Origin of the sequence: Methanoculleus sp. UBA208 (assembly GCF_002498065.1) — an archaeon.
Lineage (GTDB): Archaea > Halobacteriota > Methanomicrobia > Methanomicrobiales > Methanoculleaceae > Methanoculleus.
The window spans coordinates 22454-47713 of sequence record NZ_DAFZ01000095.1 but is presented as its reverse complement, the minus strand read 5'-3'; the positions used below and the strand labels follow the sequence as shown (position 1 = coordinate 47713).

General features: G+C 61.0%; 27 protein-coding genes and 2 tRNA genes. 8 read left to right on the top strand and 21 right to left on the bottom strand.

Going from position 1 to position 25260, the window contains the following annotated elements; all coding sequences use genetic code 11:
- Positions 1-139 precede the first annotated feature (139 nt).
- Positions 140-2014 carry an ATP-binding protein gene (locus tag BRA62_RS09975; RefSeq protein ID WP_292366420.1) on the top strand — a complete coding sequence of 625 codons (1875 nt, stop codon included), beginning with the start codon at positions 140-142 and terminating at the stop codon, positions 2012-2014.
- A gap of 100 nt (positions 2015-2114) precedes the next feature.
- On the top strand, positions 2115-2633 hold the full coding sequence (locus tag BRA62_RS09970) for a flavodoxin domain-containing protein (RefSeq protein WP_292366419.1): 519 nt from the start codon (positions 2115-2117) through the stop codon (positions 2631-2633).
- 20 nt (positions 2634-2653) lie between these two features.
- On the opposite strand, the gene BRA62_RS09965 is transcribed toward BRA62_RS09970, so the two are convergent.
- From BRA62_RS09965 to dps, 3 genes are all read right to left on the bottom strand, one after another.
- A tRNA-Leu gene (locus BRA62_RS09965) sits at positions 2654-2738 on the bottom strand.
- Between the two features lie 288 nt (positions 2739-3026).
- Positions 3027-3839 (bottom strand): ZIP family metal transporter, encoded by an 813-nt coding sequence (locus tag BRA62_RS09960; RefSeq protein ID WP_292366418.1) that lies wholly within the window; start codon positions 3837-3839, stop codon positions 3027-3029.
- A 107-nt stretch (positions 3840-3946) separates the two neighbouring features.
- Positions 3947-4498 carry a DNA protection during starvation protein gene (dps, locus tag BRA62_RS09955; RefSeq protein WP_292366417.1) on the bottom strand — a complete coding sequence of 184 codons (552 nt, stop codon included), beginning with the start codon at positions 4496-4498 and terminating at the stop codon, positions 3947-3949.
- Between the two features lie 149 nt (positions 4499-4647).
- Between dps and BRA62_RS09950 the strand changes: the two genes are divergently transcribed.
- Positions 4648-5067: a tetratricopeptide repeat protein gene (locus BRA62_RS09950; protein ID WP_292366416.1), complete on the top strand. Its 420-nt coding sequence runs from the start codon at positions 4648-4650 to the stop codon at positions 5065-5067.
- Between the two features lie 196 nt (positions 5068-5263).
- Here the strand turns inward: BRA62_RS09950 and BRA62_RS09945 are convergent, their stop codons facing one another.
- Both BRA62_RS09945 and BRA62_RS09940 read right to left on the bottom strand, forming a co-directional pair.
- Positions 5264-6049 (bottom strand): SDR family NAD(P)-dependent oxidoreductase, encoded by a 786-nt coding sequence (locus BRA62_RS09945; RefSeq protein ID WP_292366415.1) that lies wholly within the window; start codon positions 6047-6049, stop codon positions 5264-5266.
- Positions 6050-6101: 52 nt separating this feature from the next.
- On the bottom strand, positions 6102-7931 hold the full coding sequence (locus tag BRA62_RS09940) for an aldehyde ferredoxin oxidoreductase family protein (protein WP_292366414.1): 1830 nt from the start codon (positions 7929-7931) through the stop codon (positions 6102-6104).
- A 356-nt stretch (positions 7932-8287) separates the two neighbouring features.
- Here BRA62_RS09940 and BRA62_RS09935 point away from each other — a divergent pair, with 356 nt between their 5' ends.
- Positions 8288-9166: a glycine betaine ABC transporter substrate-binding protein gene (locus BRA62_RS09935; RefSeq protein WP_292366413.1), complete on the top strand. Its 879-nt coding sequence runs from the start codon at positions 8288-8290 to the stop codon at positions 9164-9166.
- A gap of 38 nt (positions 9167-9204) precedes the next feature.
- Here BRA62_RS09935 and BRA62_RS09930 read toward each other — a convergent pair whose 3' ends face one another.
- From BRA62_RS09930 to BRA62_RS09855, 16 genes are all read right to left on the bottom strand, one after another.
- Positions 9205-9699, bottom strand: a complete 495-nt coding sequence (locus BRA62_RS09930) for a nucleotidyl transferase AbiEii/AbiGii toxin family protein (protein ID WP_292366412.1) — start codon at positions 9697-9699, stop codon at positions 9205-9207.
- Positions 9696-10454, bottom strand: coding sequence for a type IV toxin-antitoxin system AbiEi family antitoxin domain-containing protein (locus tag BRA62_RS09925; protein ID WP_292366411.1), 759 nt, complete (start codon positions 10452-10454; stop codon positions 9696-9698). The genes BRA62_RS09930 and BRA62_RS09925 overlap by 4 nt, the downstream gene beginning before the upstream one ends.
- A gap of 253 nt (positions 10455-10707) precedes the next feature.
- Positions 10708-10817, bottom strand: a tRNA-Met gene (locus BRA62_RS09920).
- Positions 10818-10890: 73 nt separating this feature from the next.
- Positions 10891-12366 (bottom strand): acetyl-CoA carboxylase biotin carboxylase subunit, encoded by a 1476-nt coding sequence (locus tag BRA62_RS09915; RefSeq protein ID WP_292366410.1) that lies wholly within the window; start codon positions 12364-12366, stop codon positions 10891-10893.
- Positions 12367-12380: 14 nt separating this feature from the next.
- On the bottom strand, positions 12381-14129 hold the full coding sequence (gene oadA, locus BRA62_RS09910) for a sodium-extruding oxaloacetate decarboxylase subunit alpha (RefSeq protein WP_292366409.1): 1749 nt from the start codon (positions 14127-14129) through the stop codon (positions 12381-12383).
- Positions 14130-14182: 53 nt separating this feature from the next.
- Positions 14183-14836: a hypothetical protein gene (locus BRA62_RS09905; protein WP_292366408.1), complete on the bottom strand. Its 654-nt coding sequence runs from the start codon at positions 14834-14836 to the stop codon at positions 14183-14185.
- Positions 14818-15516, bottom strand: a complete 699-nt coding sequence (locus BRA62_RS09900; RefSeq protein ID WP_292366407.1) for an ATP-binding cassette domain-containing protein — start codon at positions 15514-15516, stop codon at positions 14818-14820. Before BRA62_RS09900 ends, BRA62_RS09905 begins: the two co-directional genes overlap by 19 nt.
- Positions 15513-16184 carry an energy-coupling factor ABC transporter ATP-binding protein gene (locus BRA62_RS09895; RefSeq protein ID WP_292366406.1) on the bottom strand — a complete coding sequence of 224 codons (672 nt, stop codon included), beginning with the start codon at positions 16182-16184 and terminating at the stop codon, positions 15513-15515. The genes BRA62_RS09900 and BRA62_RS09895 overlap by 4 nt, the downstream gene beginning before the upstream one ends.
- Positions 16181-16690: a biotin transporter BioY gene (locus BRA62_RS09890; RefSeq protein ID WP_292366405.1), complete on the bottom strand. Its 510-nt coding sequence runs from the start codon at positions 16688-16690 to the stop codon at positions 16181-16183. The genes BRA62_RS09895 and BRA62_RS09890 overlap by 4 nt, the downstream gene beginning before the upstream one ends.
- 67 nt (positions 16691-16757) lie before the next feature.
- Positions 16758-17738 carry a biotin--[acetyl-CoA-carboxylase] ligase gene (locus BRA62_RS09885; protein ID WP_292366404.1) on the bottom strand — a complete coding sequence of 327 codons (981 nt, stop codon included), beginning with the start codon at positions 17736-17738 and terminating at the stop codon, positions 16758-16760.
- Positions 17739-17743: 5 nt separating this feature from the next.
- On the bottom strand, positions 17744-18190 hold the full coding sequence (locus BRA62_RS09880) for a DUF2111 domain-containing protein (protein WP_292366403.1): 447 nt from the start codon (positions 18188-18190) through the stop codon (positions 17744-17746).
- Between the two features lie 7 nt (positions 18191-18197).
- Positions 18198-18776: a hypothetical protein gene (locus tag BRA62_RS09875; protein WP_292366402.1), complete on the bottom strand. Its 579-nt coding sequence runs from the start codon at positions 18774-18776 to the stop codon at positions 18198-18200.
- The gene (locus BRA62_RS09870) at positions 18773-20209 is read right to left on the bottom strand and encodes an RtcB family protein (RefSeq protein ID WP_292366401.1); all 1437 of its coding nucleotides are present in this window, start codon (positions 20207-20209) and stop codon (positions 18773-18775) included. The genes BRA62_RS09875 and BRA62_RS09870 overlap by 4 nt, the downstream gene beginning before the upstream one ends.
- Before the next feature lie 9 nt (positions 20210-20218).
- Positions 20219-20626 carry an archease gene (locus BRA62_RS09865; RefSeq protein WP_292366400.1) on the bottom strand — a complete coding sequence of 136 codons (408 nt, stop codon included), beginning with the start codon at positions 20624-20626 and terminating at the stop codon, positions 20219-20221.
- A 3-nt stretch (positions 20627-20629) separates the two neighbouring features.
- Positions 20630-20803 (bottom strand): hypothetical protein, encoded by a 174-nt coding sequence (locus tag BRA62_RS12775; protein ID WP_331519213.1) that lies wholly within the window; start codon positions 20801-20803, stop codon positions 20630-20632.
- 150 nt (positions 20804-20953) lie between these two features.
- The gene (locus tag BRA62_RS09855; RefSeq protein WP_292366398.1) at positions 20954-21268 is read right to left on the bottom strand and encodes a DUF2551 domain-containing protein; all 315 of its coding nucleotides are present in this window, start codon (positions 21266-21268) and stop codon (positions 20954-20956) included.
- Positions 21269-21669: 401 nt separating this feature from the next.
- Here BRA62_RS09855 and BRA62_RS09850 point away from each other — a divergent pair, with 401 nt between their 5' ends.
- From BRA62_RS09850 to npdG, 4 genes are all read left to right on the top strand, one after another.
- Entirely contained in the window at positions 21670-22524 is an 855-nt protein-coding gene (locus tag BRA62_RS09850) for a protein translocase subunit SecF (protein ID WP_292366397.1), read from the top strand.
- Positions 22521-23981 carry a preprotein translocase subunit SecD gene (locus BRA62_RS09845; protein WP_292366396.1) on the top strand — a complete coding sequence of 487 codons (1461 nt, stop codon included), beginning with the start codon at positions 22521-22523 and terminating at the stop codon, positions 23979-23981. The genes BRA62_RS09850 and BRA62_RS09845 overlap by 4 nt, the downstream gene beginning before the upstream one ends.
- A 61-nt stretch (positions 23982-24042) precedes the next feature.
- A complete protein-coding gene (locus BRA62_RS09840) occupies positions 24043-24330 on the top strand; it encodes a thioredoxin family protein (RefSeq protein ID WP_292366395.1) in 288 nt (95 codons plus the stop codon).
- Positions 24327-24977, top strand: a complete 651-nt coding sequence (npdG, locus tag BRA62_RS09835) for an NADPH-dependent F420 reductase (RefSeq protein ID WP_292366394.1) — start codon at positions 24327-24329, stop codon at positions 24975-24977. Before BRA62_RS09840 ends, npdG begins: the two co-directional genes overlap by 4 nt.
- Positions 24978-25260: the final 283 nt, after the last annotated feature.

The following is a 25260-nucleotide window of genomic DNA, read 5'->3' as shown; positions in this document are numbered from 1 at the left end:
AGGATATAACACCTCTTCTCTCCTCCCATCTCCGGGGATAAGACCGCGAGAAGTCGTCGGGTCCAGGGTGTCTGACGGTATGCTCTCAATACCTGGTGTTAATGTAGCACAACAACAAGCTTGTAATCGGGCAACTTGGATGGCTTCAGCAGACAGCAGCACCGGACCCGTGAACCAGAGGCTCAACTGGCAGCTGCTTGCCGCCGCGCCCGTCCTTCTGCTGGCACTGGTCGTTGCGGCCCAGTCCTTCGTGAATATTCCGTTTGATTTCGTTGCTTCCTTCCAGGCGGCACTCAACGTCCTCCCGAACATGGGTTCCGTGCTCCTGGCCGTTCTCGTGGCATGGGCCGCGATGAAGACCGGGCGGCTGCAGCTTGTCTGGATGGGGTCCGGCATTCTCGTGCTGAGCCTGGCCATTCTGCTTGCGAACCTGTTCGGGACCCCGATCAGCCTGAACAACGGGGTGCAGATCCAGAATCTCGGTGCCGTTCTCGCCGGTGCCCTGCATCTTGCCGGCGCTCTGATCGCCGTCTTCTCGATCGGACTCGCCAGGCCCGATCCGCGACAACGGGCGGTTGCGCTCGCAGCGGGCTACGACGGCAGCATAGCGGCGGTCACCCTGATCGTCATCGCGAGCACGGCCGGGGTGATTCCCGAATTCTTCATCCCGGGGGAGGGAGGGACCGCGATCCGGCAGGTGGTCGTCACCCTCGCTGCGGGTCTCTTTGCCGCTGCTGCGCTGGTGGTATTTGTAAACTATATTCGTTCGCGTTCGTCGTTCCAGTACCTATACGGTCTGGCGCTGGCTCTTCTCGCCCTCGGCCAGATCGCGTACCTGCTAACCCTGTCCCGCGGCGACCTCATGGCCTGGGCAGGCAGGGCAGGGCAGTGGGGTGCCTCCCTGTACTTCCTGCTGGCCCTGCTCCTGATCCTCCGCCTTTCAGGCAACCGCATGGCGGACGTTCATTACGTGCTGGACTACATCTTTCCTCCCTCCAGCAAAGGCTACAGGTTTCTGATCGAGTCGTCCCCCGACGCAATCATCGGCCTGGATGCGGGAGGAAACGTGCTGGTATGGAATGCTGCCGCCGAGAGCATACTCGGCTACAGCAGCAGGGAGGTCGTCGGGAGGCCTATCAGGGATCTGATAAGCATCCCGGTCCCGGAAGGTTCCGGCATGCAGGAGCCAAGGGAGATATTCTTCCGGCGCCGGGACGGCAGAGAGATGTGGCTTGAGGTCTCGGTGGCACACTGCACCGTCCGCGGGAGTCCGATCACCACCGTCAATATCAGGGACATCACCGATCGGAAGCGGGTGGAAGAGGAGCGAAGACAACTTTACGAGAAACTTGAAGATGCGCACCGTGAGGCGAACCTGTATCTCGACATCATGACCCACGACATCAGGAACGCCAACACCGTCACGACGATGTACGCGGATCTCATGCTCGAGATGCTGGAGGGCGAGCCGGGTGCGTATGCAGAGAAACTGCACGGCAGTGTCGAGAAGAGCAATGAAATTCTCCGGAATGTCGCCACCATCAGGCGGCTTCAGGAGGACCCGTCCCTGTTTGTTCCGGTGGACCTCGATACCGTCGTCCGAAAGGAGATCGAGGCCTTCCCCGGGGCATCGATCCGGTACGAGGCCGCGCCGGTCGAGGTGAGGGCGGACGAACTCCTCTCCGAGGTTTTTGCGAACCTCATCGGCAACGCTGTCAAGTTCGGTGGACCGGACGTTGAGGTGACCATCCGGGTCAGCGAGCTGGACGGGGAGGTCGAGGTCTCGGTCGAAGACACCGGTCCCGGTGTTCCGGACGATGTGAAGGAGAGACTTTTCCGCCGGCTGGAGCGCGGAAAAGCCAGAGGTCCGGGCAAGGGGCTTGGACTCTTCATCTCCCGGATGCTCATCGAGCGCTACGGCGGGGAGATCCGGGTGGAGGACCGGGTGCCCGGGCATCCTGAGGAGGGGGCTGCGTTCCGGTTCACGCTCAGGAAAAGCACGCAGGATGGATGAGCGATCTTCTGCGGGCGGGCCGGTGTACACCCCCGGGCCCGAACAAGCAGTTATGCTTATGAGGCGACGGGATTCAGGTGCCTTCGAGGAGCGGGCGCACATGAACGTTATCGTTGTCTACAAAAGTAGATACGGGTCTACAAGAGGCATCGCGGAGTTCATCGCCGAAAAGCTGCGGGAGCATGACGTGCAGGCGGAAGCCCGGAGCGTCGACACGGACCCGGACCCCGGGGAGTACGACGCCGCCGTGATCGGGAGTGCCGTGTATATGGAGCACTGGATGAAGGAGGCGGCGGAGATCGTGCGGCGGAACCGGACAGTCCTTGCCGAACGGCCGGTGTGGCTGTTCAGCAGCGGCCCGCTCCGACTCGAGCCGGGAACGAGCCCGGACGACCCGGAACTGGAGCCCAAAGAGATCGCCGAGTTCCGGGAGGTCATCCACCCCCGGGACCACCGCGTCTTCTTCGGTGCGCTGGACCCGGGCAGGCTCGGACTCCAGCACCGGCTGATCCGGAAGCTGCCGGCCGGGCGTGCGCTCCTTCCCGAGGGCGACTTCCGCGACTGGGACGAGATCGAAGCCTGGACCGGCGGCATTGCGCGGGCGCTGGGAGCTCCTTAACGGTTATCTGGAAAAACGAATGCGAGGGGAGCGATTCGAACGCTCGAACTCCTACGAGACTAGGCCCTCAACCTAGCGCCTTTGACCTGGCTTGGCAACCCTCGCCCGGATATGAGGTGGTAACATGCTCAGTGCATGAACGGAGACGGAAGATGCATCGATTGCGTTTTCACGCCCCGTTTACCTCATTTAATCTGTTGTCATACATAAAATACCTTTGTGCGGGGCTGCGATGAGGGAGGGGACAGGCGGTTGCACGGGGCACTATTTCTGCAGGACGGCGGAGATCACGGGAGCGGTCGCACTTCGCCACGGTTCGAGCGACCCAAGACGCCCCTTTGCCCCGGCCGGGTCTAACTTGCGTCCACCATCATGACCAACAGGCTGCACGGATCAGCTGAACGTGACATCCAATACCATCATCGTTACGAATCCGACGAGCAGGCTCATTGTGGCGAGATCCGTATTCCCATGCCTCTGCGATTCGGGGATCACCTCTTCCCCGACGACGAAGATCATCGCACCGGCAGCAAAGGCGAGGGCATACGGGAGCAGCGGTTGGACGATAAACACCACGGCTGCCCCCAGAACAGCAGCAACGGGTTCTACAACCGCAGAGAGCTGACCGTACCAGAAGCTCCTGATCCGGGAATACCCTTCCCCGGCGAGCGGGGCCGATACGGCAAAGCCTTCGGGGAAGTTCTGCAGGCCGATGCCGACGGTAAGAGCAATCGCCGCTCCCAGGGTTTCGTGGGGGAGACCTGTAGCGACGGCTCCAAACGTTACCCCGACCGCAAGCCCTTCCGGGATATTGTGCATCGTGATGGCGATCACGAGAAGCGTTGTCCTGCGGAGGGACGAACTCGGCCCTTCCGCCTCCCGGAGCGGATATCCCGGGTGGAGATGCGGGAGCAGGATATCGAGGCCTCTCAGGAACACCCCCCCGGCGAGGAACCCGACAGCAACCGGAATGCAGGCCTGCAGACCGGTCGATCCGGATAGCTCGAGCGCAGGTAACAGGAGCGACCAGAAACTGGCAGCGATCATAACACCGGCTGCAAACCCGAGCATGGCGTCCAATCTCCGGCGGTTCATCTCCCGCGAGAGGAAAACGCCTCCTGCGCCGAGAGCGGTCAGTCCCCAGGTGAAAAGTCCGGCGAGAAGCGCCTGGTGAACCGGATTTAACCCGGCAAAGTGGGCGAGCATCGTGTTACTCCGGGGCGGCGCACAGACCTGCGGTTCGGTCCGATGGGATTTTGCACCCGGGCGATCGACAGCGCTTCATCGTAAAAAAGAAGAGGGAACGCCTTTCTCTATCGAAGGAACTTCGAAACAAAAGGCGACGTCTCTCCTCTCCGCAGGAAATGGCCTGAAGGCCCTTCTCCGAGAAACTCGGAGAACCATGACTCGTGCTCGATCTCCTCGTTGAGGATCGAGAGTGAGAGGTCGTAGGTACGGTGATCCTTGCCGGCAGTCAGGTTGCAGATCTCCGTATACCCTCTTACGGCGCATCGCTCCGCGTTCACCAGCACCGTGAGCATCCCGGTGATATCTCTCGGGTCTTCCGGCAACCGTGCGGGCCTGCAGGCGGACATCTCGTGGAAATCCACCATGTTTTCAGGAATTTTCCCGCCCAACTCATAAATGCGGGGAACAAGCGCCTCGAAATGGTTGCGATCCTCGACGCGTGCCGTCTCGGCGATCTCTTTTATTCCCTCTCCCTCAAGCCCGATCAGGTTGACGCGGAGAATGGTATAGTAGTAATACGTCGTCAGTTCGGCCGATGCGTTCTTGATGAGCAGCTCGAGGAGCTTTTCGACGTCGACTCCTGCCTTCTCCACCATTTCACGTGCAACTTTCGCCATTTTTCACCTCGGTCGGGTCACAAACGGATCCGGCGACACATCGTTCTTCGGGTATATATTCCTTGAGATGAGACGGAAAACAGAACGGGCAATGGGCATTCTCTGCGAGCGGCGTAGCCTTCATTAATTGTCAGGTCCAATACGGCTCTATGAAGTTCCCGTCGCCGACCGCATGCCTTTGCTGTGCGTTAATTCTCATTCTCTTCTCCAGCGGCTGTACGACCTACACTGAAAGCCGGAATAACGAAAACATGACATATTTTATGGAAAAAGTGAATGCAAGCCAGGAATATTACGATAACCGGGTTGTAGCGGAGCCAAACAATGCTGAGGCGTGGTGCATCCGGGGAATGTACTACAACAACTGTTACGGTCAGTACGCCGAAGCAATGGAGAGCTGCAACAGGGCGCTTGAACTGGACCCGGAATACGGGGTGGCCTGGTTCCTGAAAGGAGTCATTCTGACGAATATGAATGTGACCGATGAGGCGGCGCTGTGTTTTGAAAATGCGACGAGGTACGATCCCGGGCTGGCGAAGGATGTGCAGTTCGTTGTCGGCAATGCGTGATGATGCGGGTTTCAATTTCTTACTGTTTTTAAAACCCTGATCGTTGCGAGATCAGGAGCGAACAATTGTGAGAGATGCCCGGCGGCTGCACGAGGCCGGCCCCGCATCTGTGGGATACGGGCGACGATTGCGGTCGGGTGACCAGAATTATTCAACACGGCCCCCTCACGGGACGGTGGGATGTACGAAGAAAAGATTAGTGGGTTTCAAGACCGCCGCTGATATTGAGCGCCTGGCCGGTCATCCAATCGGCATCGGGAGAGGCGAGGAACCCGACGACGTTGCCGACGTACTCGGGCTTGCCGAACGACCCGAGCGGAATGGAAGCAAGCGCCTCTTTCTCGATCTCTTCAAACGTGCTGCTGGTGGCCTTCGCCCAGCCCTCAAGGAAGTTTCGGTGCATCGCGGTCTCGATGTAGCCAGGGCAGACTGCATTCACGTTGATCCGGTGTTCTGCCATCTCGGCGGCGAGCGCACGGGTAAACCCAACGACGCCGTGCTTGCCTGCACTGTAGGAGACAAGTTCCGGGTACCCGGTTTTCCCTGCATCCGACGAGATGTTGATGATCTTGCCCGACTTCCTCTCGATCATCCCGGGGAGAACAGCTTTTGTGTAGAGGAACATAGCGTCCAGATTGATCGAGAGATCCTTCTTCCACTCCTCATACGTCTGGTCGACGAACTTGACGGCACCGAAGAAGCCGACGTTGTTGACCAGGATATCGATCTGCCCGCAGGCCTCCTCTGCCTTCCGGACGACCGCCGCGACATCGTCAGGGTTCGTTGCATCGCCTGCGGTCACGATCGCCTCGCCACCGGCATTCCGAATGAGCTGCGCCGTCTCTTCGGCACGCTCGACCCGGATGTCGTTCACCACGACCTTGGCGCCCATCGACGCCAGTTTCAGGGCGCTTCCCTGTCCGTTTCCTGCACCCGATCCTGTTACCAGAGCAACCTTTCCTGCAAGTACCTTATCTGCCATAATCTAATCTCCTTTTCTCTCGTTTCAGTTTCGTTGTTGCTTTTCATCTGTCTCAGCGGCGCCCGCCAGCCTGCTGGCCCGGCGAAAAATCGGCAAGACCGAGTCGCTGGATGCACTCCGGGGCCGGAATGCCGTCTTCGTCCCAGGTGCGGAGGTGGTAATACTCATCCAGCATACCCGTGAATTCCTCCGGCCTGACGGCGTTTCCTGCCGCAGGCCCTCCGCCCTGCAGCGGTTCGCCGAACCGTTCGGGCATGGAATCTGCGGCTCTTGAAAAACCCTCCCTGACATTGAAGAGTCGCGTCATGTTCCAGACCCGCTCACCGGTGACCTCGAGATCGGTGCCGGAGAGATCGAAACCGAGCGCGTTCAGCCACCGGAGCGCCTGCTCGGGTGAATACTCCGCAAAGTCACACGCGATGAGCGAGTAGGTGAGGGCTCTGAAGTTCTGATCTGCGATCACCGCTTCGGCCTGCCCTTCGACCGAATAGGGGTCGCGTTCTCCTCCGAGGGCGTCGGTGACGATCGGCAGTGCACGGGTGTGGCAGCCGCCGCGATCGCTCGTCGCATATGCCAGGGCAAGGCCGTAGGATGCCCTGGGATCGAACGAGGGGCACTCGAGGCCTTTCACCTCGACGGCATGCTCCAGGCTGCCGTTATAGAGGGTCTGGCAGGCTGCCCGCACACCCTCGGCGAGGAGATCGCCGATCCCCTCGCGCTTCGCGATCAGGCTGATCAGGTCGCGTGCACCCTTCCCGTCGCCGAAGCGTATCGGATGGTCGAGGACGCCCATCTCATGACACTCCATCGCGAACCCGAGCACGTTTCCGGTGCTCATGGTATCGATTCCGAGGCGGTCGCAGAGTTCGCCGATCCGGGCGATCTCCTTGAGATCGCCGATGTCCAGGAGCGGCCCGTTCAGGACGACCGTCTCATATTCCGGACCTTTCCCGGTCTCGAAGACCTCCCCACCGTCTTCCGGGAACGCAAGATTGTAGCCGCAGGCGATCGGGCATGCATGGCAGGTGACCCGCTTCTTCGTATGCCGCTGCACCGCAACCGTATCGATCGCATCGACCCTCTCAAACCGCCCTTCCGTCCAGTAACGCGTCGGCAGCGCGCCCACCTCATTCACCGGCGCAAGGAAACTTATCGTCCCCTCGTCCCGCGTCGCGGCGAGGTCGTCTGTGGTGCGGAGGTGCCGCATGTGCTCTCTGCGCAGGTTCCGCAGATTCTGCGGCATCTCGGGCTCCGAAGCGGGCTTCACTGCGATGGCCTTGAGGCGCTTTGCGCCCATGACAGCGCCGGGGCCGCCGCGGGCGGCGTGGTGGATACCGCCGTCCGTCGATATTGTCGAGAACTTGACCAGGTTCTCCCCTGCAGGGCCGATCGCGGCGGTCGTGTAGCCGTCGAGGGCTGCAGCCGTTTCTTTCGTGTCAAGACCCCAGAGGTGATCGGCATCACGGATCTCTGCCGCTCCGTCCTCGATGACCAGCATGACCGGGTTTGCCGCCGCCCCGTGTATCACCATCCCCAGGTGATCGGGCATGCTGTAGCGCAGGTGCGCCGGGAAACGCCCTCCCGAATAGCAGTCAGTCAATGCGCCGGTCAGCGGGGATTTCGTGAGAACACAGCAGCGCGATGAAGCAGGGGCTATCCCGGTCAGGGGCCCGAGCATAAAGATCAGACAGTTTTCCGGAGACTGCGGATCCACATTTGGCGGAGTTTCCCGGTACAGATATGCCGCTCCAAGACCCTTTCCACCAAGAAAACGGACAAGGAGGTCTTCCGGGATGGGTTCGGAGGTAATTGTTTTATTTGATAGGTCAACGTGCAACAACCGGTACCGACCGATCAGATCACGCCCTGAATCCGATTTCATGCGGGTAAAAAGCTACGGTAGGGCAAAATAAATATTTAATGGGTTTAATTCAAATAGATCCGCCGGTCAGGGGTGAAGAGCGCGATATCGCCATATCGGAGACACGAAAATCAAAATTACGCCCGATTTTACCAGATAAATTCGCAGAATTGCGAGCATATGCAGATACCTTAGAAGGTTGTACAGCAGATCCAGATCCTTGCTGAGACTGAGAGGTATCCGGAGGAAAACCCCGAATTATGGCAGATTTCAGGAACGCAACACATAAGTAAACTTAACTCGCAACGTTACAGCGTGGAGTTGAATTGATGAAAAAAAATCGAAAAAATGTTCATCGGAAGCATCTCATCCTTCTTTTGTCGTCACTTGTGATCACCGCATGCCTCTTTACAGCAGGCTGCACCGACACCATAGCCCAGGAGCAGGAGACAAACCCTGCAGAAACGATTGTCTTCGGCACGCCCAACTGGCCGGGAGTAACCGTCAAGACGCACGTTGTCAAGAACATCCTTGAATCAAACGGCTACGACGTCGAGATCATGTCGATCGCGGATCCTGGCCTCATCTATACCGCAATGGCTGAAAGGGGCGATGTTGACGTCCTTCTCGGTGGGTGGTTACCGGCGACCCAGAAGCCGTACTGGGACAAGTACGGTGACAAACTCGAGCTCGTCAACATCAATGTCAACGAGACGTGGCTCGGCCTTGGCGTGCCGGGGTATGTCTACGATGCCGGCATTCACTCCATCCCCGACCTGAAAGGCAACGCAGAGAAGTTCGACGGTCGCATCGTGACGCTCGAAGCCGGGAACGGAATGACGATAGCTGCGGAGAAATCCATCGAGGCGTACGGCCTCGACGGATTTGAGGTGCAGATCAGCAGCACGCCGGCCATGCTCGCCGAGGTTCAGCGTGCCGAAGGACGCGGCGACTGGATCGTCTTCTGCGCATGGGAGCCGCATTACATGATGCTGGACTACGATATCAAGAAACTCGAGGATCCGCAGGCTTTCTTCGGCAACAACGACGACGTCGTCTACACAGTGACGCGGAAAGACTTCAAGGATGACTTCCCGTGGGTCTACGAATTCCTGAAGAACTTCCAGGTCTCACCGGACGTGCAGAGCGTCTGGATCGGTGACTTCAGTGCAAACGACGACCCCGACGATGTGGCGAAAGAGTGGATCCAGAACAACCCAGATCTCGTCGAGAGCTGGATGCCTGAGACCGCCTGAAAAGGATCGGACAGTTTTACCCGGAAGAGCGGACCCGATCAGGGCCGATCTTCCGGCAACACTCCTCTTCTTGTGCCACAGGGGACGGCGGTTGCCATATCTGTCGGATCTCCGGGGAGCAGAACGCTTTCGTTACTCATGGTCGTGAGGTCGATGATGATCTTGGTCGGGGTGGATGCGTTCATGGGGATGATCCTGAACAGGGCCGTCGCCCGGAATCCGGTCGCCGTCTCGATAATGCTGATATCCTCCTCGAACCTGATGCCGCTCTCCTCTCGCGCGCGGGATACCGCGTCCTTCACTGCCTCCTGCAGGCCCTCCTTTTCGTACGGCTCCAGCAGGGTGAAATCGAGATCGTCCGAGAAGCGGTAGTTCTCGATGAAGACTTTCCGGATCCCTGTCCCGCCTTTCAGCGCCATGGGGAGGACGCTCAGATGAGCGAGGAGCCAGTTCTGCACATAGTCCCACTCGATAGTCGATGGGGGAACCCCGAAGGCACGGGCGGCCTCTTTGATCTCCACGATCGGTATCACTCGGAGTCCCCCTGAAGCGTAATCTCGGTGTTGATGACCAGCCGCCACCTCGGATCGTTCTCTCCCTGGTGCGGCATCGTAGGATCGAGGAGGAGATACCTCCTGGATGTCGGGAGAGGCAGATCCAGTGGAATTCCCATCTGTTCGCTCAGGTACCCGAGCCTCCGGACAACAGCGTTGTTCCCGAGCTGCTGGGCGTATCGACTCAGGGTCTCGCGATCCAGCGATGCGCTCTCCAGCGCCTTTGCGACCTCGACGATCCCTCCCGCGTATTCGGGTCTGTCGAGGCAGTCGACTATAGTCTTCTCCCTGTCGGTGACGGTGACCGGTGTCTCCTCGATCCACTCCTTCTTGAAGCAGAAGAACTTCTCCGGCTTTACCCGCACGATCCGGTAGTCCACGCCGAATACCTCGAGCTGGTTCTTCTTCTTCCGCGCCGTCGTCTGGACAAAGACCGTTACCGGGATCTGTTCAGTCAGGCCGTGGTAGTGGAGAGCGCTCCAGTATGCAATCGCGGACGGCCGGACGAGGTGCGATGCAATCACGAACTCGTGGAGCGTGTACTTGCCCTTCTCGCTCTCAAGCGGGATGATCAGGTACTTTCCCCTCTCGATCCGCTCGACGAAGCCCCGATCTTCCCAACGGGAGAGCATCACCGAGAGTACGCTTTTTGGGATCTGTGTCTGCCGGTGCAGCTGCTCAAGCGTGAACACCTGCCCGTCGCGGGCGATGGACTTCAGGATATCAATTGTCACTTGCTGTCTCCCGTATTCCTCATTTAGTACACCAACCTTATCATAATTGTTAATTTCGGTGTACTTGATGGTGATTGCCTCTCGGGGAGCAGGGGGATGAACATCAAGGGGAGCGGGCAAGCTAAACGACCAGAGATTACAATCGTGCACATGAAAAAACTCTTTATCTTCGGTAACAGAGTAGGATCGTGAGAGAGTAATCTCAAGAGAAAAACGCTCTTTTCAAAATTGGATTCCAAACCAACTTTTAAGATGCTGCGGGTGGGATCCGAACCCACGATTTCCAGATGTCCCAGGCTTGGACGCACCGTTCTTCACAAAACCCTATGAGTCTGGCGCCCTAACCGACTAGGCCACCGCAGCACACAAAGTGCAGTATAACAATGCTGTATTGCCAAATAAACCTTATGGCTTACCGGAAAAATTGGATGGAGGGTTACTTCGAGTTTTTCCGGATATAGACATCGACCGCCGCCGTGATCGCCGCTATGTGCTTCCCCTGGCGGAGCGAGTCGGCCAGCGTCTGCATACGCGCCTCCTCTTCGTGGAGGTAACGGCGCAGGCTCGTCGCGATGTGCTCCTCCTGCAGGAAGTGCGTGTGGGTGTCGCCGGCGATGAAGTGGGCGTTGTGCATGATCGCGTAGTGGAGCGGGAGCGTCGTCTTCACGCCCAGGATGACGTACTCGTAGATGGCCCGGCGCATCCGCTGGATCGCCTCCTCGCGGTCGGAGCCCCAGGCGCAGAGCTTCGAGATCATCGAGTCGTAGTGTGAGGGGATGGTGTAGCCCATGTGGATGCCGGAGTCGACCCGTATCCCCGGGCCGCCCGGGGAGCGGTAGCGGACGATCTTGCCCGGATCGGCGGTGAAGTTGTTCAGCGGGTCCTCCGCATTGATCCGGCACTCGATCGCGTGTCCCCGGATGCTGATATCTTCCTGGTCCATCGCGAGATCTTCGCCGGCCGCGACCGCGATCTGCTGCTTCACGATATCGACCCCCGTGACGAACTCCGTGATGGTGTGCTCCACCTGCAGCCGGGTGTTCACCTCCATGAAGTAGTAGTTGCCGTTTGCGTAGAGGAACTCCACCGTGCCGGCGTTCTTGTAGTTCGCCGCTCTTGCGGCGGCGATGGCCGACGCCGTCATCTGCTCCCGGAGAGCGGGCGTCATGATCGGGCAGGGCGCCTCCTCAAGCAGTTTCTGGTGCCGGCGTTGGATCGAGCACTCGCGGTCGTAGAGGTGGACGGTGTGCCCTTTCGCGTCCGCAAGCACCTGGATCTCGATGTGGCGCGGCTTCGTGAGGTACTTCTCCACGAAGATCGTCGGGTCCCCGAAGGCCGACTGGGCAATCCGCATGCCCTTGTCGATCGCCTCCTCGAGCTCTCCCTCGCTCTCGGCGATATGCATCCCGATACCGCCGCCGCCCGCGCTCGCCTTCACGATCACCGGGTAGCCGATCTCCGCGGCGACCTTCTTCGCTGCATCGACGCTCGTGACACCCTCCGGCGTGCCGGGAAGGACCGGGACGCCGGCCTCGCGCATCATCCGCTTCGACCCGATCTTCGAGCCCAGCGCCTCGATCGTCTTCCACGACGGCCCGATGAACGTCAGACCTTCTTCCTCGACCAGTTTCGCGAACCCGGCGTTCTCCGCGAGGAACCCGTATCCCGGGTGGATCGCCTCGGCCCCGGTCTTCCTCGCCACGTCGCAGATCCGCTCCTTGTTGAGGTAACTCTTCGACGGGTGCGCCTCCCCGACACAGAACGCCTCGTCGGCGTATTTGACGTGGAGCGCGTTGCTGTCCGGCTCGGAGTAGATCGCGACCGTGTCGATCCCGAGTTCCCGGCAGGCCCGCATGACCCGGATGGCGATCTCGCCGCGGTTGGCAATCAGGATCTTGTCAAAGTATTTCATCGCGCAAGCAGCCCTCACTCAATGACCATCAGCACGTCGCCGTTCTGCACGACGTCCCCGGCATCCACGAAGATCTCCGAGACCGTGCCGTCGCGGGGGCTGGGGATGGGGTTCTCCATCTTCATCGCCTCGAGGACGATGAGCGTGTCGCCCTTCCTGACGGTGCTCCCGCGCTGGGCCATCACCTTCAGGACCATGCCCTGCATGTTGCTCTTGACGCCGCCGGCGACGTCTCCGCGGGGAGCCGCCGCCGACGCGGCGGCGGCCGACGGGGCCGCGACGGAGCCTCCCTCCACGGTGATGATCCGGACCGAGAAGATCTCGCCGTCCACCTCGACCTCCATGGAGCGGGGGATCTCCGCAACCCCCACCGGTCCGGCGGGTGCCATCTCGGGGATCGCCTCGGCCTGACGCTCGCCCCGGAGGAACGACGGAGCGATGCTCGGGTAGAGGATGTAGGTGAGAACGTCTTCCTCTCTGGTGACGAGGCCCTGCTCCTCCGCCTCCTTCCTCATCTGCTCGTAGATGGGCGCGAGAAGATCCGCCGGGCGAACCGTGACCGGCTCCTCGTCGCCGATGATCGTCCTCCGGATCTCGGGGCCGATCGGGGCGGGAGAGCGTCCGTAGAGGCCGCGGACGTAGTCCTTTACCTCCTTCGTCACGTTCCGGTAGCGCTCCCCGTCCATCAGGACGTTGAAGACCGCCTGGGTCCCCACGATCTGGCTCGTCGGCGTAACGAGCGGCGGGTAGCCAAGATCCTCCCTCACCCGGGGGATCTCGCGGAACACCTCGTCCAGGCGGTCGAGCGCATCCTGCTCCCTGAGCTGCGAGACAAGGTTCGAGATCATCCCGCCCGGGAGCTGGTAGATCAGCACGTCCGAGTCGACCCGGTCCGCGATGGAGTTGAAGAGCGGCTCGTACTTCTCCCGCATCTCGCGGCAGATGTTCCTGACTTTCCGGAGCGGGAGAAGATCGATCCCGGTGTCGCGCGGCGTCCCGGCAACGCTTGCAACGACACTCTCCGTCGGAGGCTGGGAGGTGCCGAGGGCGAACGGCGACATCGCCGTATCGAGGATATCCACGCCCGCATCGATCGCCGCCTGGTAACTCAGGGGCGCGACGCCGCTCGTGCAGTGAGAGTGGAGGCAGACCCTGACGTCCGCCGTCTTCTTGATCCCGGCGATAAGGTCGCGGGCATCGTGCGGCATGATCAGGCCGGCCATATCCTTGATGCAGATCGAGTCGCAGCCGAGCGTATAGAGCTCCTCCGCCATCTCAACGAACGTCGCGACGGAGTGAACCGGGCTCGTCGTGTAGGATATCGCGCCCTGCAGGTGCGCCCCGACGTTCTTGACCTCCTCCATCGCCTTCTTCATATTCCGGATATCGTTCAATGCATCGAAGACCCGGAAGATGTCGATCCCGTTCTCTGCCGACGCCTCTACGAACTTCTCCACGACGTCGTCGGGATAGTGCCGGTAGCCCACGAGGTTCTGGCCCCGCAGGAGCATCTGGATGGGGGTGCGTTTCAGCTCGGCCTTCAGCATCCGGAGACGTTCCCAGGGATCGTCGTTGAGAAATCTGATGCAGCTGTCAAAGGTTGCCCCGCCCCAGGCCTCGACAGAGAAGAAACCGACTTCATCGATGGCACGGGCAAGAGGGAGCATGTCCTCAGTCCTGAGCCGGGTGGCGATGAGCGACTGATGCGCGTCCCTAAGCGTGGTATCGGTGATATTGAGTGAATCTAATTTGGCAGCACACATCGAATTTTACACCTCGAAGGGCTGAGAATATATCAATAAAGCCTCTAAAAAATTCATCCTACTAATATAAAAACGTCGCGAAGCGGGAGAGTCGATAAAAGAACGGGTATTACGGCCATTATTGAGGCCAGGACATCCCGTGGATCCGCTTCAAATCCGGGGCATACCCGACCCCCGATCGTGTATCCCCGTACTACGAGCAGCCCGGCAATCTCGTCGGCTCTCCTGATCTGGGTGACGATGAGAGTCATGGCGAGCGGCACGATCGAGCGCACGCCGGGCCGGATTCCCTTCAGCGCCATTGCTACCCGCATCTGCTCGATCTCCTGCCGGATCACGGCAAGGCCTGTAAGCCCCATCTCGGCGATGAGCCCGATCTCGAACCCCACCCGGTTCCCGAGGGCCCAGACCGCCACGGCGAGCACTTCTCCTTCTTCCGTCTCGGCGTACACCCATGTGGCGAGGAGGAGGAGTGCGATCATCCGGATCAGGTAGGAGAGCCCGGGGCCGCCTCCCCACGCCGAGAGGAGTGCTGTTGCCGCGATCATCGCGATGAGGGAGAGAAGCACTCCGGGCCGCGGGAGGGCCTTCGTGCGCGGGGTAAAGAGGAGCCACCAGGCGAGAGCCGCGACGGCTCCCGCCGTGCTCGCAAACGCAGCGAGCGAGAGGACCGCGGCGGCAAGAAGCCTCAGCCGCGGATCCTGCATAACGCCTCCCGGGCGTCGGACAGCCTGATGTTCTCCGGACGCGCACCCTCCCGCAGGGCATACGCGAGGTAGGGCGGGGCGTGCCGCCAGAGGGGGATCACGTCGGGCACGCTGCCGCGGGGTGTCAGGGCTCCGTCCTCTATCTCCCAGACGGCATCCACCCGGGGCAGGACCGCGCGCTCGTGCGAGAAAATGATCGTGATGCCCGCGCCGCGCTCCTCGATCGTCCTGCAGGCCTCCCTCTTCGCGACGCAGTCGAGAGAACTGAACGGTTCGTCCAGCATCAGCAGGTCCGGGTTCCGCGTGACGGCGCAGGCCAGGGTCAGCCTCCTGAGTTCCCCGCGGGAGAGGTGGAACGGGTCGTCGTCCCCCCGCCCGACAAGGTTCGCCCGGAGAAGCACGTCCTCCGGGGCAAGCCCCCAGGAACGGACCTCTTCGGCAACCGTCGGGCAGGTGACGTGGTGCTCGGGAAACTGCAGCAGGAGCAGGGCCGACGAGACGCCGTGCCGCCGGACGGCGCCGCTCCCGGGCTGGAGCAGTTCCGCGAGCAGAAGGGCGAGTGTCGATTTCCCGCTTCCCACCGGCCCGCTGACCAGGTGCACGCCCGCACCGAAGGTGCCGCTGCCCCGGAGGGTGAACGAATCCCGGGAGAAGACGAGATCCTCGAGGTCGACCCTCACCGGAGAACCCTCCACATCGTGGGATAAAAGCACGTCTCCTCGAGCGCGGAGAAGACCTCTTCCGGTGTGCCTTGGTGCCGGACGAGGCCGTTCTCCATGAAGAGGACGTAGTCCGCACCGGCCGCGGCGTCCATCGACTGCGTGCACCAGAGCACGTGGGCCGCCGTGCTCTCCTGCACCACGCGGTAGACGCGCTCCACCGTCCCGGCATCCAGGTGCGAGTCGGCCTCGTCCAGGACGAGCACCTCGGGGTCGTCGGCACAGGCCGCGGCCAGCGCGACGAGGGCCTTCTCGCCCCCGGAGAGAGACGAGACCTTCCTGTCGAGGAGGTGCGATATACCGACCCGGGTTGCGGCCGCCCTGACCCGCTCATCCGTCTCGGGGCAGGGGTGGTGGCGGAACCGGGGGGTCGACGCGATCTCGTCGTATACCCGGGAGAAGAGGAGCGTCCGGTCGGGGAACTCCCCGACCCACCCGACCTTCACGGCGGACGGCGGCCGCTTGAGAAGCCGGACCGCCCCCGCCCGGGGCTCCTCAATGCCGGAGCAGACGGAAAGCAGCGTCGTCTTTCCGCTCCCGTTCGGCCCGATCACGGCGATGCGACGCGCATCCACCGCGAGGTCGGGGATATCGACGAGCCGGTGCCGGAGATCGACGATATCGATCATGCCACCCGCTTTCCTATGGCATATGCCGCTATGCCCTTCACGACGGCACCGACGACGAACGGGGCGACGCCGACCAGGATCGCCTGGTAGATCGAGAGCGACGCAGAGTAGACGAGCCACGCGACACCGAAGACGTAAGTCGCAAATATCGCCGCGATCAGCCCTGCGACCCGGGACTTCGGCGATTCATGCTCGTAGGCGAGCCCGACGATGAGGGCGGCGGGAATAAAGCCGGCCAGGAACCCTCCTGTGGGCCCGAGAAGCACCCCGAGGCCCGCCGTGCCGTTGTGAAAGACCGGGAGGCCGGCCGTCCCGAGGAGGACGTAGAGGGCGACGGGGATCACCGCATACCGCTTCATGACGACACCGGAGAGGAGAACGAAAAGGGTCTGGAGCGTCAGCGGGACCGGGGGCAGGGGGATGGATATCCAGCTCCCGGCAGCGATCAGCGCGACGAACGTACCACTGTAGGCGAGGATCTGGGTGCGGTGCATCATGTCAACCATTTTATTTTGGACGGTTGACAATAAAAATCCTGTCAACCAAAAAATTCTGGATGGTTGACAAGAAGCACTAGAGCTGGAAACAGTCCCCGGCGATGACCCGCTCTATCTTCCCGTTGTCCTTGCGGATGATCAGGGCGCCGTGCTCATCGATATCGATGGCCTCTCCCGAAAAGGTCTTGTTGAGGGTCTTGATGGCCACCCGGTGGTCGAGCGTCAGGGAGAGGCTCTTCCACTCGCGGATGATAGGATCGTACTCGCCGTCCTCGAGCTGCCGGTAACGCAGTTCGAACTCCCACAGGACCCGGGCAAGAAGCGCCACGCGGTCGACCTCGCGGCCGACCTCGGCCTGGAGCGTGGTCACCGTATCCCGCAGGTTCGACGAGAGTTCGTCGAGGGAGACGTTCGCGTCGATCCCGAGCCCGAGGAGGGCGTAGTGCACGGTATCCGCCTCCGCGGTGAGTTCCAGGAGCAGCCCGGCGACCTTTTTGTCCCCGACGAAGATGTCGTTGGGCCACTTGATGAGCGCACTGATACCGTACTCCTTGCGGATAGCACGGGCAATCGCGATCGACCCGGCCATGGTGATCATGAAGAGGTGATCGAGCGGGATCTTCGGTTTTAATATAATAGTGGCCCAGATCCCGCCGGGAGGCGAGACCCAGGCACGTCCGAGCCTTCCCACCCCGCCGGTCTGCTCTTCGGCGACGATCACCATGCCGTGCAGGTCTTCAGGATCGGTCTCGTCGGCAAGTTTCTTCCCGACCCAGCTTGTGGAGGCGGTGCTGTCGAAGTGGCGGATCTGCCTCCCGATGACCCGGGTGCGGAGATGCTTGCGGATCTCGTAAGGGAGGAGCCTGTCGGTCTTCGTTTCGAGGCGGTAACCCTCCGCCCGCGACGACGAGATACTGTATCCCAGCCTCCGGAGTTCGCGTATCTGCTTCCAGACAGCCAATCGGGTGATACCCAGTTGCTCTGCAATCCGTTCTCCCGATACCGGGCCGGGCGATTCTTCGAGAATCTTCAGTACGTTGATTGCCGTATCCTTCATAGCCATTACCTTTTCGCTGCAGGCGACTCGGTCGGGAGCGGACACGGATCCTCACCGCAGACCTGTTTTCGGATCCCCGCGTTCTGCTCCATGAAACCCGCCAGATCGAAGATGCCAGTCACATCGACGATGCCGATTGCGCCGATGGCTCTGCCTTCACTGTCCCTTATCGGCGCCACGACAACCGGGATGCCTTTGTAAGGGCCGCCAGGGGGCCGGACCCTTTTCGTGGCGTTCTCCTCGAGGACCTCCTCGAGGATAGGGCCCGTATAGGCCTCGTCGATGACCTTCCCATCCTCGATCCGGACTCCGGGATGGTCGCGGGATCGTGCCGTGACGGGCAGACGACCAAGAAGATCATGGAGGCAGATCATGACGGGAGCGAGATCCCGCGCTCTCGACGAGACAGAGATGATGTATTGCTCCATGGTCGTATCCCTACTTTCCATCATGGTTTATCTAAAATAAGGTTTCCCTATCGCCGCACGAGAACTCCTTCAGGAACTCCCGCGAGGGGTACTCGTGGATGCTCGAGACCAGGATCATGCCGTCGCCGACCGCCTTCCCGACGAGAAGCGCCTCCCCGGCAGCCGAGGCGGCAAGCGTCTCGCCCCCGTGGGCCGGGAACGAGCCGTCGCACTCGACGGCGGCGAGGTCGTACCCGGAAAACAGGGAGTTGTAGTCGCTCTCCCCGGTAAAACGGACGGCACGCGGCCCGTACGAGAACGCGTAGGTCACCGGGAACGGGAGCCAGTCGTAGGCGTCCTCCCGCAGGCCTCCCGCGCCGAAGACCAGCAGGCGGCCGCCGTTCTCAACAAAACGCCGGATGCGCCCCTCTGCAGCCCGGAGCGCCGGAAGGAGGTTTGAGTAGTCGGGGTTCGCAAACCCCGTCGGCACGATGAGCGAGACGAATCTCCCCCGCCAGAAGGGCGAGGCAAGCATATGGGGATTGACCGTCTCGCAGCAGGCGCCGCAGTCCTCGATGAGGCGCGAAAACATGAGGGGGCTGTCCCAGAGCAGCCCGGTTCTGCAGGTCACCCCTTGATCACCCCGAGCGGCTCCAGCCGGGCAACGATATTCGAGAGGCCCGCTTCGTGCACGACACGCACCACCTCCCGGCTCGGCTTGTAGGCTTCGGGCGCCTCCTCCGCGAGGGCCGAGTCGCTGTGAGCACGCACCAGGATGCCCTCTCCTGCGAGGTGCTCCCGGAGTTCCTTCCCGCAGACCTCTTTTTTGGCCTTCGTCCGGCTGAGCACCCTGCCGGAGCCGTGACAGGTGCTCCCCCACGTCTTCTGCATCGCGGTCGCCGTGCCGCGGAGGAGGAAGGAGGATGTCCCCATGCTCCCGGGGATGATCACCGGCTGCCCGACCGCGGCGTACTCCCGGGGGATACCCGGGGCTCCCGGGCCGAACGCCCGCGTCGCGCCTTTGCGGTGGACGCAGACCTCCGTTGAGGCGCCGTCGACGTCGTGGCGCTCGAACTTGGCGACGTTGTGCGCGACATCGTAGATGAGCCGCATCTCGTCGTAGTCGATCCCGAAGAGATTTGCAAACACCTTTCGGGTCTCGTGCATGATGACCTGCCGGTTTGCCCAGGCATAGTTTGCAGCGCAGACCATGCCGCCGTAGTAGGCGCGGCCTTCCGGGGAGGCGATAGGGGCGCAGGCAAGCTGCCGGTCGGGGAGACGGATCCCGTACTTCGCGAGCGCACCCTCGAGCGCCCGCAAATGATCGGTGGCAACCTGGTGGCCGAGACCCCGCGAGCCGCAGTGGACCATGAAACAGACCTGTCCTTCGGTGACACCGAAGGCCTTTGCCGCCTCGGGGTCGACGATCTCTCTCGCCACCTGGACCTCCAGGAAGTGGTTCCCCGCGCCGAGCGTCCCGAGCTGGGGTACGCCCCGCTGGCGCGCTTTGGCGCTGACCGCTTCGGGGTCCGCGCCCGGCATCGCCCCCTCTCCCTCGCACCGGGCGAGGTCCGCTTCGGTGCCGAGCCCGCGTTCAACCGCCCACCGTGCGCCGTCGACCATGACCCCGGTCAGTTCTTTGTTCGAGACCCGCATGGTGCTCTTCGCGCCCACACCGGTCGGCACGGCATCAAAGAGCCGCTCGATGAGTTCCCGTTTCTTGCCGGCGAGATCGGCCTCGGTCAGGGGTGTCGTGATCAACCGGACGCCGCAGTTGATGTCGAACCCGACCCCGCCGGGAGATATGACTCCCTCGGTCATATCGAACGCGGCGACACCGCCGATGGGAAACCCATATCCCCAGTGGATATCGGGCATGGCAAGCGAGTTCTTCACGATCCCGGGGAGAGTCGCGACGTTCGCGAGCTGGCGGACCGCCCCCTCTTCGAGGGTCTCCGCGAGCGCCCGGGAGAGGAAAAAACGTCCCGGCACCCGCATATCGGGAACATATCCGATGGGGACCTCCCATTCGAGGTCCCCAAGCCTATTGATTCCGGTAAGCATAACAACCCCTCAGATATCGAAGATGATCTCCACCACATAGCCCTCTTCTTCTTTAACGATTTCGAGCCCGAAGTAGGATATACCCTTGACGATTGTCCCTCCGGAGTGCCGTGCAGGGTCGAAAGGTTCGCCCCTGAGAACGGCGGAGAGCCGGTTACCCCGGACGTCGATGTCGAAGGTGCAGAAGACGGTGTTCTCGACCTCGGTGATGAAGAGCAGTTCCGAGAGGTAGTCGATAAGGAGCGATTCGAGGTTGTCCGCCTCGAGGGAGAGCCGCCGTTCGATGCCCCGGTCCTCGCAGGGGCCGTACATCACGTGAAACATGGCCCGGCCTGCGTCGGCAAAGATCTCGTTTATGGTAGCGCCCCGCACCCGCATGAGGACATCGGCGGTATGCTCCAGTTCTTCGAAACTCATGGTCTAGAAGTCTTCGTAGAATATGGGAATCATTCCTCTATGGATGGAATCGATGTAGCGGGCCTGGTACTTCGAGATATAAACGGTATAATCGCCGACCGGGATCTGCAGGTCGGTAATCTTCGGCGGTTTGACCGATGCCGGCAGGAGGATCGGTCCGCTGCAGGATGTGCTCACTCTGAAGTCGCGTTTTCTCTGGAGAATGTACGATCGGACGTCTTCCGTGACATATATACTCCGCGACTGTCCTGACTCCCCAACGTCGCTCTGCATGGTAGTCCACCATATTTGTTCTGGGTGTAAAAAAAGAGGTATGGTTTTTGAGTGTTACGTCGTCCCGAGGATCTTCGCCACCACGTCCACGTACTGGTCCTTCAGCTCGTAGATGGTGTTCGTTCCCTCCGCGTTCCGCCTCACGTGCAGGATGCCTATCCGGGATGCGATGATGCCTACCATGGACGCGATGGAGTGGTAACTGATCGAGAACTGCTTCTGCAGTTTCTCGTAGATCTGAGGTATGGTAAGGGATTTTACTTTTACGAACAGGTTGAGCAGCTCATGCCGGATTCCGTCCCGGTCCCGTGAGAGATAACCTTTAAGTCGAGCTTCTATCTCTTTTTTGAGCTCATAGGGTGATCTCATATGTGCTTGTGATTCGGTATTTTATATATATCTTTTCTTTTCAATCATATAATCGGAGATTCTGCCAGTAGGACGACAATTGTCTGACGAAATGAGATCAGGGATGGTATAATGACATCATTTACCGAAAAATTGATCTTAAACCGTCTGATGCTCTTTTACACGTAAATACTCCCGACTTCGCAACGCCCCATCCCCGCGACCCTCTCCCCCACGCGCGTCTGCAGCACCGCCTCATCACACGGGGATCTGATCCCCTCGCCGGGAGTGCAAGCATCGGAGCGGTATCCCGTGAAGGACGCCCCCGGAAAAGGACGCGCTTACGGCTCCGGTCGACGCCGATTCGCGCCTTATGTGCATGAACAACCCTTTAACCTTTCACAATCGTACACTCATACAGCATGGAATTTGCCAGATACGACGTCAACAAATACTCTCCGCGGCAGATGGTAGCGCTGCCCCTCGTTCTTCTCCTCCTTGCCGGGGTCCTGCTTGGCTACACCACGCTCGCCACCGGCCTGCCCCTGAAACCGGGCATCGACTTTGCAGGGGGAACGGCGGTCACGGTGTTCACATCCGACAGCAGGGAGACGATAGAGGCAAACTTCGCCGGATACCCGCTCTTATCGGTGGGTGAGGGTATCGGCAACGGGAAATACATCCAGTTCGGCCCCATGGACGACGCCCAGTACCGGAGCCTCGTTGCACTCATCAACGAGAAGTACCCCGACGCGAAGGTGGACCAGATCGGTGAGACGTTCGGAAAGACGCTCCAGGGCCAGGCCTTCCTCGCCCTGGTCTTCTCGTTCATCGGGATGGCCGTCGTGGTCTTCATCGCGTTCCGCAACGTAGTGCCGGCGGGCGCGGTCGTCCTCTCGGCCTTCGCCGACATCGCCATCACCGGGGCGGCCATGCAGATCATCGGCATCCCGCTCTCCCTCGGGACGACAGCGGCCCTGCTGATGCTGATCGGCTACTCCGTCGACAGCGACATTCTGCTGACCACGCGCCTCTTAAAGCGCAAGGGGAAACTCGACGAGAAACTCTCCGGTGCGTTCAGGACCGGGATCATCATGACGACCACGACGCTCGCGGCCATCGCCGCGATGTGGGTCGTCGCTACGGCGGGACAGATCCAGATCATCAGCGAGATCGCAGGGGTCCTCATCATCGGGCTCTTTGTGGATATGATGAACACCTGGATGCTGAACGCCGGGATTCTCAAGGAATACATCCTCCGGGGGAATAAGAAATGAACAGCGAAACCGTCATGAACCTTATCAAGGACTGGCGGGTGGCCCTCGTGCTCCTGCTGGTCGTCGGCTCCCTTGTCGGGATCTACCTCGCCCCCCCGAGCCCGGAGAAGGGGCTTGAGGGGAACCTCCAGTTCGGCCTCGACCTTGAGGGCGGGTCGTGGCTGCAGATGGAGTTCCAGTCCGTGGTCGTGGCCTACTCGACCGACGGCCCGGTCGGCGACCTCGTAGGGGATCTTCGAACGAGCCTCGAGACAGAGGTCATCCAGATCGACGAGAACCACCTCGAGATCCGAAAGAGCGTCTCCCGCGCCGACCTCGAACCGATCTTTGCGGAATCGGGCGCCTCGATCGTCACCTACCAGGAGGGCGTATCGGCGTTCACCGCAGACGAGGTGAAGAGGATCCTCAACGAGAAAGTGAACGCCCTCGGGATGCAGGACGCGAGGATTAACCTGCTCACCCCGACGGGAAGCGAGTATCCGCAGTACGTGCGGATAGAACTCGCCGGCGTGGATATGGCGACGGCGCAGGAGATCGCCGGCAAACAGGGCCTGTTCGAGATCCGGGTCCAGACAACCGGAAACGAGACCGAGCACGTCCTCTACGGCGACCAGATCACCAGCGTCGGCGTGCCGCAGAGGGACCCCGCGACGCAGACGTGGGGCGTCGGGTTCACGCTCTCCGAGACAGGCGCCCAGGCCTTCCGGGAGGGCGCCCTCGAATCCGGAGCGGTCGACAACCCGGGAGCCCACCACCTCGTGATGATCCTCGACAATGAGACCGTCTACAGTGCCCCCCTCGACGCGGGCCTCGCAGCACAGCTCCGGTCGGGCCCGGTCAGGTCGCTCTCCGCGAGCACCGGGACCGGCGATGCCGGGCTCGAGGATGCGATGACGCTCGAGATCCACCTGCGAGCAGGTGCGCTGCCGGTGCAGGTGGACATCGTCGGGTCCGGTTCGGTCCCGGCGGCACTCGGCGAGCAGTTCAAGATGACGGTCGCCATCGCCGGGTTGCTCGCGCTGCTCACGGTAGGGGTCGTCGTCTACTACCGCTACCGTGAACCAGCGATCGTTCTCCCGATGATCGCGACCAACCTCGCCGAGATCGTCATCCTGCTCGGGATCGCCCGGTTCGTCATCCAGCTCGATCTCGCCACCATCGCCGGCCTGATAGCGGTGGTGGGTACCGGCATCGACCAGCTCGTCATCATCACGGACGAGGTTCTCCACGAAGGGCGTGTCCCGTCGCCGAACCTCTACATGAAGCGGTACGGGCGGGCGCTCGGCATCATCGCCGTTGCTGCTGCGACGGTCTTCATCGCCATGCTCCCGCTGGCGCTGATGGATCTCTCCACCCTCAGAGGCTTTGCCATCATCACCATACTCGGTGTCCTGATCGGTATCCTGGTCACGAGGCCCGCGTACGGGAAGATAATCATGGTGATCCTTTCAAAATAACAACCCTACAACAACCTTTATTGCCCCGTTCACACACAATGTTTGAACGGGGTACAGCCTTATGGGAAAACCGGTTTTAATGGATTTTTTTGCCGAGTGGTGCGGCCCGTGCCACCAGCAGACACCGATCATCGATGAGCTCAAAGCAAAAATGGGCGATCAGGTCGACATCAGAAAGATCGATGTCGGCGTCGATTCAGAACAGACTCGGCAGTATGCCGCGAAATACGACATCCAGTTCGTACCCACGCTCGTCATCGAGAAAGACGGCAATCTCGTCAGGAAACTGGTGGGCGTCCAGGACCTCGGTACGCTTGAGAGCATCTTAAAGCCGCTGGTGGAGCAGTGAAGATCGGTATCGTTGGCGGAACCGGCGAGATCGGGGAGGGCATGGCACTCCGGCTCTCTCCGAAGTACGATGTCATCGTGGGGTCCCGCGAGGAGACAAAGGCGATCGCGACCTGCGAGACCTGCCGGGAGACCCTGCAGGAGCGGGACCTCTCGTGCAGTCTGCTCGGTGTCTCCAACCAGCGTGCGGTCGATGAGGCGGATATCGTCGTCCTCGCGATCCCGTTCAAGCACGTGGCTCCCACCCTGAAAACCATGACCGGGTTCGAGGACAAGATCGTCGTCAGCCCCGTCAACCCGATCGAGCGGACGACCTACTTCTACTACGCTCCTCCGCCGGAGGGCTCGGCGGCGATGATGATCAAGGGGATGCTTCCTTCGAGTGCGACCGTCTGTGCCGCGTTCAACAACATCGCCGCAAACAAGTGGCAGATGCTCGACGAGGAGCTCGATTACTCGGTCGCGGTCTGCTGCGACGACGACGGGGCCAAGCAGACGGTGATGGATATCGTCAACAACGTCTCAAGCCTCCGCGCCTACGATGCGGGGCCGCTTGCGGCCGCATCCATCGTCGAGAGCGTAACACCCCTCCTCCTCAACATCGCCCGTTTCAATAAGATGCGGGACGTCGGCGTGAAATTCGTATAATTTTCTTTCTTTTGCCCCAGGAGAGGGTTTGTGGCTCAGGACCCGTGCCTAACCCCAGAAGCCGAAGATCTTAGGCGCTCCTGTTTACCACGTCCCCGAGCACGGCTTTCCGGTAGACTGTGCACCTAGCGGTGCTCGAACACCTACCCTTGACCTAGATGCTCACGCCCGTACACCGATTTCCAGTGGATATCGCCGAGAGGGGGGTGGGGACAGGGGAGGGGGGGATACTCCCCCCTCACCGTCAGCCCCTCCCCCAGGGGCGATAGCCACCACGGTCCAC

Coding starts and splice junctions, on each gene's coding strand:
- BRA62_RS09975 (WP_292366420.1), top strand. CDS start 140: ATGGCTTCAGCAGACAGCAGCACCGGACCCGTGAACCAGAGGCTCAAC.
- BRA62_RS09970 (WP_292366419.1), top strand. CDS start 2,115: ATGAACGTTATCGTTGTCTACAAAAGTAGATACGGGTCTACAAGAGGC.
- BRA62_RS09960 (WP_292366418.1), bottom strand. CDS start 3,839: ATGCTCGCCCACTTTGCCGGGTTAAATCCGGTTCACCAGGCGCTTCTC.
- dps (WP_292366417.1), bottom strand. CDS start 4,498: ATGGCGAAAGTTGCACGTGAAATGGTGGAGAAGGCAGGAGTCGACGTC.
- BRA62_RS09950 (WP_292366416.1), top strand. CDS start 4,648: ATGAAGTTCCCGTCGCCGACCGCATGCCTTTGCTGTGCGTTAATTCTC.
- BRA62_RS09945 (WP_292366415.1), bottom strand. CDS start 6,049: ATGGCAGATAAGGTACTTGCAGGAAAGGTTGCTCTGGTAACAGGATCG.
- BRA62_RS09940 (WP_292366414.1), bottom strand. CDS start 7,931: ATGAAATCGGATTCAGGGCGTGATCTGATCGGTCGGTACCGGTTGTTG.
- BRA62_RS09915 (WP_292366410.1), bottom strand. CDS start 12,366: ATGAAATACTTTGACAAGATCCTGATTGCCAACCGCGGCGAGATCGCC.
- oadA (WP_292366409.1), bottom strand. CDS start 14,129: ATGTGTGCTGCCAAATTAGATTCACTCAATATCACCGATACCACGCTT.
- BRA62_RS09905 (WP_292366408.1), bottom strand. CDS start 14,836: ATGCAGGATCCGCGGCTGAGGCTTCTTGCCGCCGCGGTCCTCTCGCTC.
- BRA62_RS09895 (WP_292366406.1), bottom strand. CDS start 16,184: ATGATCGATATCGTCGATCTCCGGCACCGGCTCGTCGATATCCCCGAC.
- BRA62_RS09890 (WP_292366405.1), bottom strand. CDS start 16,690: ATGGTTGACATGATGCACCGCACCCAGATCCTCGCCTACAGTGGTACG.
- BRA62_RS09885 (WP_292366404.1), bottom strand. CDS start 17,738: ATGAAGGATACGGCAATCAACGTACTGAAGATTCTCGAAGAATCGCCC.
- BRA62_RS09880 (WP_292366403.1), bottom strand. CDS start 18,190: ATGATGGAAAGTAGGGATACGACCATGGAGCAATACATCATCTCTGTC.
- BRA62_RS09870 (WP_292366401.1), bottom strand. CDS start 20,209: ATGCTTACCGGAATCAATAGGCTTGGGGACCTCGAATGGGAGGTCCCC.
- BRA62_RS09865 (WP_292366400.1), bottom strand. CDS start 20,626: ATGAGTTTCGAAGAACTGGAGCATACCGCCGATGTCCTCATGCGGGTG.
- BRA62_RS09855 (WP_292366398.1), bottom strand. CDS start 21,268: ATGAGATCACCCTATGAGCTCAAAAAAGAGATAGAAGCTCGACTTAAA.
- BRA62_RS09850 (WP_292366397.1), top strand. CDS start 21,670: ATGGAATTTGCCAGATACGACGTCAACAAATACTCTCCGCGGCAGATG.
- BRA62_RS09845 (WP_292366396.1), top strand. CDS start 22,521: ATGAACAGCGAAACCGTCATGAACCTTATCAAGGACTGGCGGGTGGCC.
- BRA62_RS09840 (WP_292366395.1), top strand. CDS start 24,043: ATGGGAAAACCGGTTTTAATGGATTTTTTTGCCGAGTGGTGCGGCCCG.